Annotated in this window: 10 protein-coding genes; 4 read left to right on the top strand and 6 right to left on the bottom strand. The window is 60.5% G+C overall.

The genetic code is table 11. The annotated features are described in order from the left end of the window. Positions 1 to 48: 48 nt before the first annotated feature. A complete protein-coding gene (locus AABE10_RS02115) occupies positions 49 to 1,254 on the bottom strand; it encodes a DNA-binding protein (RefSeq protein WP_342931639.1) in 1,206 nt (401 codons plus the stop codon). Between the two features lie 1,984 nt (positions 1,255 to 3,238). On the opposite strand from AABE10_RS02115, the gene AABE10_RS02110 reads away from it, so the two are divergent. Next, positions 3,239 to 4,588, top strand: coding sequence for a replication initiation protein (locus tag AABE10_RS02110; protein ID WP_342931638.1), 1,350 nt, complete (start codon positions 3,239 to 3,241; stop codon positions 4,586 to 4,588). 40 nt (positions 4,589 to 4,628) lie between these two features. Here AABE10_RS02110 and AABE10_RS02105 read toward each other — a convergent pair whose 3' ends face one another. After that, the gene (locus AABE10_RS02105) at positions 4,629 to 5,690 is read right to left on the bottom strand and encodes a ParB/RepB/Spo0J family partition protein (RefSeq protein WP_342931637.1); all 1,062 of its coding nucleotides are present in this window, start codon (positions 5,688 to 5,690) and stop codon (positions 4,629 to 4,631) included. A gap of 24 nt (positions 5,691 to 5,714) precedes the next feature. Beyond that, positions 5,715 to 6,377, bottom strand: a complete 663-nt coding sequence (gene parA / locus AABE10_RS02100) for a ParA family partition ATPase (RefSeq protein WP_342931636.1) — start codon at positions 6,375 to 6,377, stop codon at positions 5,715 to 5,717. Positions 6,378 to 6,912: 535 nt separating this feature from the next. On the opposite strand from parA, the gene arsC reads away from it, so the two are divergent. Together arsC and AABE10_RS02090 are read left to right on the top strand one after the other, a co-directional pair. Beyond that, positions 6,913 to 7,284 (top strand): arsenate reductase (glutaredoxin), encoded by a 372-nt coding sequence (arsC, locus tag AABE10_RS02095; RefSeq protein WP_342931635.1) that lies wholly within the window; start codon positions 6,913 to 6,915, stop codon positions 7,282 to 7,284. A 290-nt stretch (positions 7,285 to 7,574) separates the two neighbouring features. Beyond that, on the top strand, positions 7,575 to 7,865 hold the full coding sequence (locus AABE10_RS02090; RefSeq protein ID WP_342931634.1) for a DUF1272 domain-containing protein: 291 nt from the start codon (positions 7,575 to 7,577) through the stop codon (positions 7,863 to 7,865). Positions 7,866 to 7,952: 87 nt separating this feature from the next. Here AABE10_RS02090 and AABE10_RS02085 read toward each other — a convergent pair whose 3' ends face one another. Continuing rightward, positions 7,953 to 8,159 (bottom strand): hypothetical protein, encoded by a 207-nt coding sequence (locus tag AABE10_RS02085; protein WP_342931633.1) that lies wholly within the window; start codon positions 8,157 to 8,159, stop codon positions 7,953 to 7,955. A 388-nt stretch (positions 8,160 to 8,547) separates the two neighbouring features. Here AABE10_RS02085 and AABE10_RS02080 point away from each other — a divergent pair, with 388 nt between their 5' ends. Beyond that, positions 8,548 to 9,099, top strand: a complete 552-nt coding sequence (locus tag AABE10_RS02080) for an NAD(P)H-dependent oxidoreductase (RefSeq protein WP_342931632.1) — start codon at positions 8,548 to 8,550, stop codon at positions 9,097 to 9,099. 100 nt (positions 9,100 to 9,199) lie between these two features. On the opposite strand, the gene AABE10_RS02075 is transcribed toward AABE10_RS02080, so the two are convergent. Both AABE10_RS02075 and AABE10_RS02070 read right to left on the bottom strand, forming a co-directional pair. Continuing rightward, entirely contained in the window at positions 9,200 to 10,318 is a 1,119-nt protein-coding gene (locus AABE10_RS02075) for a hypothetical protein (RefSeq protein WP_342931631.1), read from the bottom strand. Between the two features lie 203 nt (positions 10,319 to 10,521). Then, entirely contained in the window at positions 10,522 to 12,780 is a 2,259-nt protein-coding gene (locus tag AABE10_RS02070) for an ATP-binding protein (protein WP_428983262.1), read from the bottom strand. Positions 12,781 to 13,104 lie beyond the last annotated feature (324 nt).

Raw genomic sequence — 13,104 nt, 5'->3', positions numbered from 1 at the left:
CCGCAAAAACTCACCTTGATCGCGTCGGGTGCTCTGCAAGTGAACCGGTCAGGATAATGAGGCGCTTTGTGCCGGCGACATGAAGCGCGTCACGGCCGTCAGCCGCGAGCTACCTGTTCCCGACGAGTGCTCGCATTCGGGACAAAGCAGCTCATAACGCCCATCGACCTGAGACAATTCGGGTTCACCTTCAGCGCATTTCGGACAACGATGCGGGATCGTGACGTGCCCATCGACGGCTGTGCCGATTGACTCGAGTTCATTGGCACTTAACCTTCCCGCGCTTGCCAGCTGACACAGCAAATCCGCAATGGCAGGACTGATGCCCTGCTGAGCACGCAGCGCGGCCATCTGGCGCGTCACCAGATCGAGTTCCTCCGACTGTTCGCGCAACTGCGCGTCAAGCCGATCGCCCCGTGCTTTCGCGGCCGCGAGTTGCTGGATGAAATCGAATTCCTTTCGGCTCGCGTCGCGCACACCCGCCTGATAGGTCGTGGCCATCGCGCGCAACGAATCGAGTTCCACAAGCATCGGCTTGACCCGGCGTTCAGCTTCGGCTACCGCGTCCTTGATCTGTTGCGCATAGTGTTCGGCGTTTTGGCGCATTTCCGCCTGCAAGGCGTCGAGACGATCGCGCAATCCTGCATTCGTCGATTGCTCGACATCGAGGCGCCTGTGTAACGACTCGTTTTCAGTTTCGAGCCGGCGAATGGACGCCTTCAGTCCTTCCTGGTGAGCTGATCCATTGGTGTTGGCCGCGGCCAGTTGACTCTCAAGCACGCGTACGCGCTCCCACGCGGCGTCAGCACGAGCTTCGCTGCGTTCAATGGCTTCCTGGGAAACTTCGCGTCGGATCTTGCCCTCATGCGAGTCTCGCTCGGCGGCCGCGAGTAGCGTTCTGAGTTCCTGACGTTCTTCATCGAGTGAGGCTTTTGCATGCGCCAATGCGTCTTCGAATAACGCGCCAAGCAACTCGCCCGCGCGTTCCTCGAGCGCCTTGGGAATGGCGCCGCCGCCAATTCGTACCCGCGAAGCTGAGCGGATGCGCTCCCAGAAGGTGTCGATGTCTTTTGGTATGTCGCTTGCGCTGCCCGTTTGCGTAAGGTCGCGCACAGCGGCCATCGATGGTCGGATGCCAAGATCGAAAAAGAGCCGCTTGCACGCGTGAAGCGACAACTCCTGACGACGCGCACCATTCGCGCGCAAGATATCGAGTTCTTTTCGGATGGCATGGCGCTCTTCATCGAGATTCATAGCTGCCTCAAGGTCGCGGAATTCGAAGAATCATAACAATTTACGTAGTGTTCGTTACGAATTTCGTTCGACATGCGGCTTTGCTGCAACCGAGGCACGACATCTGCCAAATTCGGCGTTGCGAGCGAAATCTGACCAGGATGTTCGTGAAACAAATCGAAGAGTAGTCGCTAAGTTCTTGTTGTATCGGAATTTTAGCCAATTGGTGGGTGCTTTGGCACTGTTTCACGCGCCGTGTAGCTGTAGTGGGATGCCGTGTTCTTCTACGAACTCGCGGGGCACACGTTGAGAGTAATAAAAGTAAACACCCTTGAACCTTAGTTAAAGACGTTAACGCTCGACGAAAGCCTTGTCGGATAAGGCGCTGCGCGGGATAGGGTGAAGTTTTACAGGAGACGTGGTGAGATTTCGCGGGATCATGCCGTGATGGGGTTCGGGGAGACGGGTGAGCCGGCTCGGGAAAGATCGTGAGTGGCTTCGGGAACGCTGCAGAGCGGCCAGTCGGCTAGAGGTGAGCGTTTTCAGGAGGTTAGGTCGATCAATCGCCCGTCAATGCTGGCTGACGCGCGTCGTCGCCGAAAGAAGCGAGTGAGCGGATTCAGGACGGCGATTTCAATGGGGATTGGACTGATTTCATGGGTGTCTGGGGTGCTCGGTGAGCCTTCGCGGGAGAAAAACGGACATGAGGGTGAGAATTTTCGGGACCCGTAGGGCCTTTGCGCCGCTGTTTGGGCCGCACGATCTCGATAGGTGAGGTCTTTCGGGAGCAGGTCGCTGTCTGTTTCAATCGCCAGGCACGCAAAATGAGCGATTGTTGCGAGCATCAGCCTTGAAGGTGAGGGGATTCGGGAGAGAAAGGCGCACGCATATCTTGCGCCAGTTTTTGCGCTCGCAAATCGCGGCGGTGAGACTTTACGGGAATCACGCTGGACCGGTTTGGGCTCAAAGGTGAGGAAATACAGGAGCATTGGAGCCGGAATCGCGCTGACACGTCGTATTAGCGCGGGGTTGGACGACGGTGCCGCATTCTGCTTGATTGCGGAAAGGTGAAGATTTTCGGGAGTCTGGGGCGATTGGATTTCGGGCATCACTCCATTACTGATCGGGGTTGAGGTGAGCGTTTCCGGGAGTTACACGGCGTACCCGACTGGTGGCAGCGCACATCTAAGTATCTAAATTTGCGGGGTTTTCACTGCGTTGTCGACCAAAGGTGAGCTTCTTCGGGACGTCCGGCTGTCGATCCGCAGTGAGACAAAAGCTGGGTCTGGACCGGCCACAGGTGAGCGCTTTCAGGAGGTTTTTTGCGCGTCTAATTTGCGTGCGGGGCCAGAAAGCCCGGCCGGTATCGGATCCGGCTTTCGCAAAGGTGAGAGTATTCGGGAAGTATGTTCGCCGTTTCACCGTAATTTGCCGCCGACCGAAAGCGGGGAGTTCGCGTGTACATCTCCGCAGCAGTGTCCGGACGGGTTGGGTTCGGCGAACTTCCCCCTTTCGGCGGACTGGGCAGCCGGTCAGGGCATGGCTTTCGATGGATTCGTTGGCTCTTTACTGACCGACCGGCTTAGTCGTAGCACCCGCCGATACCATGGACGGCCGACCTCCCCCCGTTACTGATGCGCGAGACCTGAACTGCCGGGCGATCGCCCCGATGCGTCCGCAACTGGCGATTCGCGGTCCTTTGCTACCGCGGGCCGTAGCAGCATCAGCACGCGTCGTTTATTTGCGACTTCCTGAAACGTGAGACGTTACGGGAAGCCGCTTCGGCGGTTGCCGCGCGCGCGAAACAAGCTCATCTCAGGCAATCCCACGACCGTCAATGCCATGACAAAATGCGCGGGAAATCAAAAGGTGAGGTTTTTCGGGAATAGCTCTGGGTGAGTTGGCGAGCGTAAACGCGTTTCACCCCAAGTCGGTGAGATGACCGCTATAGACGTGCATCACCACAGCCGGTATCCTTTCGCAAAATCTCTTCTCGACTCGACGCATGGCCACGAAGCGCGCGAAAAAAACCGATGTGGTGAGCCCCAGCTCCGCCGAATTGCGCAAAGCCGTCGAGGCGATTGCCATTCAGCCGAAGAGCGGCAAGATCACGCTGCTGACCCGCAAGTTGTTCAACGTGTTGCTCGCAGTCGCCCAGCAGGCGGATGAATCGGGCGATACCTATCGCGCGCTGCTTTCGGACATCGTCGCCAACTCCGCCTTCGACTCCAACGATACTGCACTCGTCAAGGAGCACCTTCGGCGGATGGTGTCGGTGCAGGTCGAGTGGAGCCAAGGCACGTCGAGCCAGAAGCCAGGGCGTAAGTGGGGCATCTCGACGCTGATCGCCGACGCCGAAATTCTCGAAGACCCGGCGACGCGGCGCGTCTGGGTGGAGTTCTCATTCGCGCCGAAAATCAAAAAGAAGCTGCTCGATCCGGTGCAATACGCGCGGCTGAGTCTCCAGTTCCAGAGCCAGTTGCGCAGCAGCGCGGGTTTGGCGCTGTACGAAATATGCGTGCGCTACCTGACCAATCCCAGCCATCTGACGATGCGTGAGGCGTGGGAGTGGTGGCGGCCGATTCTGTCCGGCACGCCCGACATGGAAGCCGGCGACGAAGCCAAGCGCGAGTACAAGTATTTCAAGCGCGACTATCTGCGCCCGGCGATTGCGGAAGTCAATGCCGTTACCAATATCTTTGTCGAATTGATTGAACATCGCGAAGGCCGCCGGGTCGCGGAAATCCAATTTCGCGTGACCGAGCGCAAGCAGCCGATGCTTGCGCTCGACGAGCATCCGAACGTCTTCGACAGTACGCTTGTCGATCGCATGGTGAAGATCGGCATCCCGCTCAAGGAAGCGCAGACGCTTTACGCCGACAGCGAGGAAAACCGTATCCGCGCCGCGTTGCAAATGACGGAGCAACGGATGCGCAGCACGACGCTGCCGCCCGTGCGCAGCGCGCCAGCACTGTTCAAGGATGCTTTGAAAAAGGGCTACGCTCCACCCGTCGACGCATTGCCTTTAACCCCTGCTGGCAAGGGCACCGCCGCGGCACCAGCAGACGATCTGAAGGCACGTCTGCTCGGCGAATACATGGCGTACCGGCGCAAGGAGGCGCAGGCGCTGTACGACGAACAAGGTGAAGCGGAGCGTGAATTGGCGCGTCACTCGTTCGAGGAAGATGAACTGCCGGGTCTGGGTGCTCACATGCGCGACGATTGGCGTCGACGCGGGCTGGAGTCGAAGCTGACGGAAACGGCGTTCTTCGACTGGCTCGCACGCAGAACTTGGGGCGAGCCGACGGATGGCGATCTGCTTGCGTTCACGTTGAGTCAGTCGCGAGCCGCCTGAGTGCAACTTGGCGCGCATTCACTGCGCGCGTTGCTTTCCTTTACTGCTCTGACAACATCTGTTCGATTTGCCTGAGTATCTCATCGCGTTTCTCACGCGTGAGTCCGCGCAATTTCAGTTCGAGCCGATCATCGCCGTACGACTTCAGATCGCCGACGGATACACCGCCGAGCTTGATATCGAGCCGTTGTGCGTAACGTTGGCGGCCAGCCGGTTTCGCACTCTCCTGCGCGGTTGCCCTTCCCTTGACAATGTCGGCAACCTGCCGCGTGCTTAGATCATCCGAAAGAATCTTGTTGATCAGGCGCAGTGTTGAATCGGTTCCTCGCGCCGAATGATACCGGCCGACCTGGTACGCCATGTTCGAACCGAATCGGTCTGGCCGCGCCACCATCTCCTGCATCACGGCTTCTGGCAGCTTTGAAATCGACAGTGCGACAGCGATGGTCGACTCATCCAGACCGAGATGTTCGGCGAGTTCCTTTTGACTCTGGAAGTGCTTTTCGTCCAGGAAGCGGCGCCATACGACGGCGTTGTCGAACACCGTCTGCGAATCGCGCTGGACGTTGAGGTCATAGCCGAGTTTGTAGCTCTGGATGCCGATCGGCAGATCGATCACGATCGCCTTTACTGTCTCGTTGTTCGCCTCCTTCAATGCGCGAACACGTCGCCCACCGTCGCTGACGAAGTAACTGCCGGGATTGCCGTAATCAGGAATGACGTGGATGGCCTGCTGCTGTCCTTGCTTCGCGAGATTGACGGCGAGTTCGGCAATCGACGATTTCAGATAGAAGTACCGCGGATTGAACGGACTCGGCTTGATCGCCTTCAGCGGAAGTTCAATGATCTGACCGGGGCGATAGCCGTGCTCAGCTCGCCAGTTCCGGTATTCCACCGACTCGTTTGCTGCTTCCGGGGGCTCCGCATCGTTGATGGTGGACGACGATGCGGGTGCGCTCGTGAAAGCCGCGATGTTCGCGGCCTTGGGCGCATTCTGCACGAGTCCGTCGATAGCGTTGAGCCGATCGAGCGCAGTGCGCTTTTCGCTGCTCGTCGTGTCGGGGCGTGCCTGGAAGCCTTTGGCGAATTGAGAGGGTTTCATTCAGGTACCTTTATGCGCATAAATTCAGGGAAGCAGCGCGGCGATCTCGTCGGCGCATGCGCGGATTTCGATGCTGGCGAGCTTGGCGCCTCGATCGTTCATCTGGAGGACAGTTTGGCCGAGCGCCATTGCCTGCTTGTAGGCCTCGCGCGTCGGAATCTGCGTTCGCAAAAGCGGGAAACCGAGCTCTTCCAATGCGCGTTTCAGTTCGCGCGTCAGCATTCGCTTCTCTTCGGTCTTATTGAGAAGAAACACTGCGCGCAGGTCTTCGTTCATGACCTGCGCCTGCTGTACCAGCTTCACGAGGCCGACGCTGGACCAGTAATCCGCTGGAGACGATGACGTGGGAATGATGGCAACAGTCGCAGCTAACAGGACGACGCCGGAGACTTTTTCAGTGATGGACGGCGGACAATCGACGACGATCAGGTCGTAGTCGGCGACGAACTTCTTGATCTCACGATGGATCTGCGCACCGGCTTCGGAGAGATTGACGACGGGAAACGGGATACCGGACTCGCTATCGGACGATGCGCTGGCCCAATGGATGAGGGTGTTTTGACCGTCAGCGTCGACAACAAGAACGCGCTTGCCTCGCTCGTGAAACGCTGCGCCGATGTGCATCGCAATTGTGCTCTTACCGACGCCGCCCTTCTGCTGTGTAACCGCGATGATTTCCGCTGCCAACGTTCACCTCCTCTTTTTGTACGCCGCTGAATTTTACCTTGTTGATTTTGTAATTCAATCAAATTTGCCCAGATCCAACGGTTATAGGCCGTTTGGTATGGATTTATGCGCATAAAGGATGGATGAGTAGCCGGTCATGCCGTCCGTACGGCGTATGGATAGGATCGTCTGGTCGGGACGTCGCGTTAGGTTCTGTTGAAGTCGGTTTGGAGACAGCAACCGACTGCTCCGCTACGAATGCAATAGGCGACGAATGTCGACTACGTATTCACGTGCACCGCCTCTTTATGCGCATAAAGCCGGATGAGATCGCAAAGACCTTTGAGGCAGTCAGGTCGGTATGGCAACCTTTTGCCATGCGAATCGTGAATCGTTTATGCGCATAAACCTGGAGGCATATAGCGGCGCAGTGCTAATACGACTTCGCCTCGCGAGCGCGATCTCGCTCAAGATTCGCCGCTCAACCAATTCCTAAGCGATCGGCACGGCATCGCCGTAAAATCTTTCGTTTCATCCCGACACGGCCGAAAGCATCATGATCACCATCTACCATAATCCCCGCTGCTCGAAATCTCGTGGCGCGTGCGAACTCATTAGCGACGTCTACAATCCGTCGAATGAACCGGTCGAGATCATCGAGTACCTTCGTACTCCGCTGCCCGTTGCGCAGTTGAGGCAGCTGAATCAGCTGCTTGGCTGCCCGGTACGTGAAATGATCCGCGATTCGGAGCCGGTCTATAAAGAACTAGGGCTCGCCGACGTATCGTTAAGTGACGCTCAGTTATACGAAGCAATCGCCGCTCATCCGATCCTTCTTCAACGTCCAATCGTCGCTCGCAACGGACGCGCCGTCATCGGTCGACCGCCTGAGAACGTGAAAGCGCTATTTCCCGAATTCGCGAAGTAGGCCGACGCGCATCAAACAAGCTATCCATATCGCGACGCATTATCGAGTGATCCGGACCTGCTCCTCATCACGCTGGAGCGATATGGTGCATGGCAAACGCATCAGCAATCTCCATCGCTAGCGACAGGCGTCGAGCCGATCTCCGCGGTCATTGCGCAGACTTGAAACATGGCAGCAATTGACGCATCGCTGACACACTCGCTGGCGCAAGGCCAAATAGACTCCGATAAAAGCCGCGCGAGGCATCATCGCGCGGCGCTCGAATCTCAATCCCGTGCGAGAGGACCGACATGCTGGAACTTAGACCGTCATGTGAAGGGTGCGGCAAGGCGCTTCCACCCGACGCCACCGATGCGCTGATCTGCAGTTTCGAATGCACGTTTTGCGAGGTCTGTGCGCTGGCGAAGTTGCGCAACGTGTGTCCGAATTGCGGCGGGAATTTCCAACATCGTCCGATCCGTCCCGCTGCAATGCTCGCGAAACATCCCGCCTCGACGGAACAGCACGTTGTCAACATCGATGAGGCAACACATAACGCGTTTCTCGCACGTTATCGCGATACACCGCCGTCACAACGCTAGAAATCAAACGCCGGGCGAAAAGCGCAAAAAAGCGCCTTGCAAATCGAAGCAAGGCGCCTTTTCTTCATCCGCATAGGCCCGACGACTTCACACTTTCCCGCCTCCATCGAGACCGCTCCCCGTGCGCCAGACCTGCTTCCCGCGCTCGGACAGTTCACCGCAGCTATGCGTTTCGTCGGCTTGCGTACCGTCGACGGCCATATCGCCCCCCGGTTGTTCCAGCGAGCGGGGCTTCTGCTGCTTTTTCGCGGCGATCGCCTCGTCATGGGATTTTCCCGAATGATCCAAGCTCATGGTGTGCTCCTCCCAATAAGTTTCCTGGAAATGTTCATCCGAGCACAGACCGCTCCCGGACGCATCTCGCCCTCTCAATATTCGAAAAATCGCTTGTCCACAAGTTCAGTTCGAAGCTGTAACGACGGACATCGTTCGCAAGCCGTGTGTTGCGCTTTGCGGCCGCCCGGCGACCCGCTTGATTGATAAGGCAAACATTCCATCTATCCACAGGGTTATCCAGAAAAACTGTGGATAACTTGTGCGTCCCTCGATTTATCCACTGCGCGCGATCGGCGTGTCATATCGCGTGCCCGATTAGGCGCTATGGTTCACACGTCGGCCACTAATGATTGACCGGCCGCATCATCTTTTTTCGCGCACTCCGCGCCAACCGAGGAAGGAAGACATGGCCTATCACATTGCAGTCGTCGTCGGCAGCTTGCGCCGCGACTCGACCAACCGTCATCTGGCGAAGGCGTTGATTTCGCTCGCGCCTTCAGACTTCTCTTTTGAGTTTCTGGACATCGGCTCGCTTCCGCTTTACAGCCAGGACTACGATCACGATTTCCCAGAAGCGGCTCGCAACTTTAAGCAGCGGATCTACGCTGCAAACGCATTGCTGTTCGTGACGCCCGAATACAACCGGTCGATACCCGGCGTGCTGAAGAACGCGCTCGACTGGGGCTCGCGCCCTTGGGGACACAGCGTCTGGGCCGGCAAGCCGGGCGCGGTGATCGGCACGTCGCCGGCCGCGACGGGCACGGCGTTGTCGCAACAGCATCTGCGCAACGTGTTGGCCCATCTCGATGTGGCGACGCTCGGCCAGCCGGAAATGTTCATCAAACACACGGCTGGCCAGATCGACGAAAACGGCAATATCGCAAGCGACGACACGCGCAAGTTCCTGCAAAAGTTTGTCGATCGCTATGCAGATTGGGTGAGACGGCACGCCGGCTAACGCCGCGCATCGACACGCCGCGAAGCAGCGCCCGGCATCGGGCGCCGCCTCGCTTTCCGGATGCGATCGTCAGCGCGCGCAGAGCACCAGAGCACGCGCGCTACGTATGACGATGCCCCGTCACGCGATCCCAGCCGTGCCGCACGGCGGTTTTGAACCGCTCCCAGCTGCCCTCGGGCCTGTCCCGCTCCCAGTGCTCGCGGACCTCCGGCTCGACTTCTTCCCACTGCCTGTCGTGGTAGCGGGTTTCACGCGCCATCGTCGCGCCGTGATGATAGGCGGGTACGTATTCGTCGAAGCGCAGGCCTTCGTCCGCGTATTGGGCGTCGTAGTGAGCGCGGAAATCCTCCTCGTATTCGAGGAATTCGTCGGGCACCTGTTGAGGCATCGCGCGCGCGGGCTCGGCCGTATCGGGCGTCATTACGGCGCCCGAGCCGCCGATACCCGCCGATGCGACGGCCGCCGCCCCCGGCGTTTCGCCCGGCGGCGTAACCGGTTGCGCGCTGGTCGGCGCCGTGTAGTCGGGATACTGGCCCGTCCGGGTTTCCTGCTGCGCCGCCGTGCGTGACGGCGTTTCGCCAGGCTGTTCCGGCTGCGGCGTTTCGGGCCGCATCACCGCGCCGGCACCGGGCGCGCTCGCCGCGGCGAGCGCCTGCGCCGACGCGTCGTCGACGGGCGGCACGCCGTGCAGCGCATCCATCTGGGCTCGCTTGCGCGCTTCTTCTTCGGCGAGCAGCGCATCGCTCGACGGCTGCGCCGCCGTCGGCACCGCAGCCGGCGTGCCGATGCCGAGTTCATCCATCACCGAATGCTCGCGACGCGCTTGCGTCGCGTCATCGCGCGTTGGCTCTGCGCGGCTGCTCTCTGCCGGACGTTCGTTGACTTCGACCGCGCCCAGCCGCGCCAGCGAATTGCGCGCCAGTTCCGCGTGCGACTCGCTCGCGGCGTTCACGGCCACCAGCACGGCACCGCGGCGCAGGGCTTCCGTGTAGCGCTCGGCCTCGGGCGCCGTCGTGCCCGAAGTCTCGAAGAGGCTCGACAGAAACCGTTCGATATTGGCGATCACGCCGGGCGTGTGAGCGGTGGCGACATCGGCGGGCGTTTCGGGGTTCGCCTGCAATTCGATGTCGGTGGAGGCGAAGCCGCTCTGCACGAGCATGTTGCGCGCGCTCTCGGCTTGCGCGTAGCTGTCGAAAAGACCAATCACGGTGTGTCGCATGTCTGTCTCCCGCGGCTTTCTGAACGGACCCCCGCGGCGCGGCGAGGCCGCCCGTTCGTCGATGCCGTGAAACGCGCAACGTTCATGCCGGATTGCGCTGCTCAGCAGTCAGCCAGAACGACGAAGGAAGGGCACCGACCCCGCGATATTGTCGAAACCGTCGCCAATCGACGCGCGCCACGTTGCGTGGCGCGCTTTTACAACTAGCTGGTAATCCCCGGCACTGCGTTCGAACCGGCCGGATGCGACGACGATTGGGCGATATCCCGCTGCAGCGTCTGCAGAAATTTGTCGAGCAGCGCGATATCGAAGGGCTTCGACAGCATGCGTGCGTCGACGTGGCGAGCGCGCTCCAGTTCTTCCGCGTAGCCCGTGACGAGAATCACCGGGAGCCTGGTCTCAAAGGTCTGGATATGTTCGGCGAGGTCGATGCCGTTCAGCTTGCCCGGCATGTGGATGTCGGAGATCACGAGATCGAACGGCATCGGTTCGCCCGTGCGCTTCTGCGCCGCGCGCGCGGCGTCGAGCGCTTCGACCGCGACATCCGCGTTGAATGTGCACGTGACCTCGTGGCCCATCAGCTGCAGCAGCGCTTCCGTGCCCGCGGCGACTTCGTCGTTGTCCTCGACGAGCAGAATGCGCAGTCCGTGCGGCGCGTCCCGCTGCTCGGCGACGGGCTCGGCGGGGCGCTCGACTTCCGGCGTCTGCGTCGCGCGCGGCAGATAGAGCCGCACCGACGTGCCCGCGCCAATCGCGCTGTCGATCGCCGCGAGGCCGCCCGAGCGCTCGCAGAACGCGAATACCTGAGGCAAGCCGAGGCCCGTGCCCATGCCCTTCGGCTTGGTCGTGAAGAGCGGCTCGAACGCGCGCGACAGCACATCGGGCGGCATGCCGACGCCCGTATCTTCCAGCGACAACTGCACGAAATCGCCCGTGATCGGAAAGCCGTCTTCACGACGGAAACTCACGTTGCTCGTGCGCACCGTGAAGCGGCCGCCGTTCGGCATTGCATCGCGCGCATTGACGGCGACGTTGATGAGCGCCAGCTCGAGTTCGGCGACGTCGACGTGCATCGGCCACACGCCGGCGCCGACGTCCATCACCAGCGCCACCTTCGCGCCGAGCGACGCGCGCAGCAGATCGTGGCAGCCCGGCAGCCAGCGCGCGACGTCGAGCGTTTCGCTGCGCAACGGCTGCTTGCGCGCGACGCCGAGCAATTGCCGCGTGAGCGACTGGCCGCTTTTCAGTGCGCGCTCGATCGCGCACAACTCACGGTCGAACGTGGCGGCGCCGCGCCGTCGCAGGATCTGTGCGTTGGCCGAGACGATCATCAGCAGATTGTTGAAATCGTGCGCGACGCTGCCGACGAGATTGCCGAGCGCTTCCATCTTGCGCGACTGCCGGTACGCCGATTCGATCGAGCGCCGCATCGACGCTTCGGCCTGCCAGCGCTCCCACGCTTCTTCCTCGGCGGCGAGCCGCTTGAGCGACAGCCAGATCACGCACCACAGCACGATCGACGGCACGAACACCGACAGGATCAACACGATCAGATGGCGATACCACGCCGCCCAGATCGCCGACGTGCGATAGCCGCACGTCACATAGACGGGGTACGAGCCGACGCGTCGAAACGCGACGATCAAGCCCTCGCCGTCGAGCGTCGAACGCATGCGCACGACGCCCGCGCGACGGCCTTCGGCGAGCGCATCGGTATAGGCGTTGTGGCGCATCGGCGCCTCGACTTTCGACAGCGGGGTGACGGGGTAGTGCGCGAGCAGCGAGGCGTCGGCGCGCGTCAGCGCCATCGTCATCGGCGAATCGCTGCCGCCGAGCAGTTCGCGATAGAACGCGTTGAAATAGCTGGGCCTCAACGCGACGGACACGATGCCCGCGAAGGAGCCGTCGTCCGTGCGCCGCGCGACGCCCGTGTTGAACACGGTTTCCCCCGCGACATGTCCGACCATCACCTTCGACACCTGCTCGAGCACCTGGCCGTCGCGAATGCCGACGAAATCTTCGCGCTGACTGATCGACACGGAAGGCGCCGGATAGAAACGGCTGCTTGCGAGCAGTGTGCCGTCCCCGCTGAAGATCGACATGGCCGCAATCTGCGGATACCCGCCGCCCATCGTTTGCAGCTTTTCGTGGATCGAGGCTTCGCGCTGGCGGATGCCGTCGTCGTCGAGACCCTGGACAAGATCGACGACGCGCGCATCGAGCGCCTCGTTCATGTCGAACACCTTCAGAGCATGCTCCTCGGCGACGCGCACGGTGCGCAGCGTCGCATCCGTCGCGTCGGCTTCGCGCGAGCGCAGGTCGCTGAACGCCATCGCGGCGACGAACACGCACGGCAGCACGACGGCCGCCACCAGCAGCGCGATCAGCGTCATGCGGCGCACGGCGAAGTTCTGCTCGGGCACGGCGGGAAACAGGGCCTCGTCCGGCCGTGCGGCGCGCATGCCTCCGTCCGATGCTTTGACGTCGACGGAATCGAGCCGGTCAGGTTTCGTCATGGCGCAGGCCGCGCAGGCGGCGGGTGGCAAGCGGAAGAACTCTCATCATAAGTTCGGTGCGCCGATTTATTCGCGCGCAATGCAACCATGCCGGCAACGTTCGCGCCCCACAGAAGCTTGAACGCGCCGGCCCGATGCGTTTGCAATTCAGCGACGAATCCGGAAGCGCAAACGTACACAAAAGTAAAAAGACGATCTCCAGTCCGGTTGATCGTTATGTTCATACTATTCCATGGCCACTTTGAGGGGATTTTATTCGACGAACGCATG

Source organism: Paraburkholderia diazotrophica, from assembly GCF_038900755.1.
GTDB classification, from domain to species: Bacteria; Pseudomonadota; Gammaproteobacteria; order Burkholderiales; family Burkholderiaceae; genus Paraburkholderia; species Paraburkholderia diazotrophica_A.
Note: the sequence above shows the minus strand (reverse complement) of the source record. Positions and strands in the feature narration are given on the sequence as shown.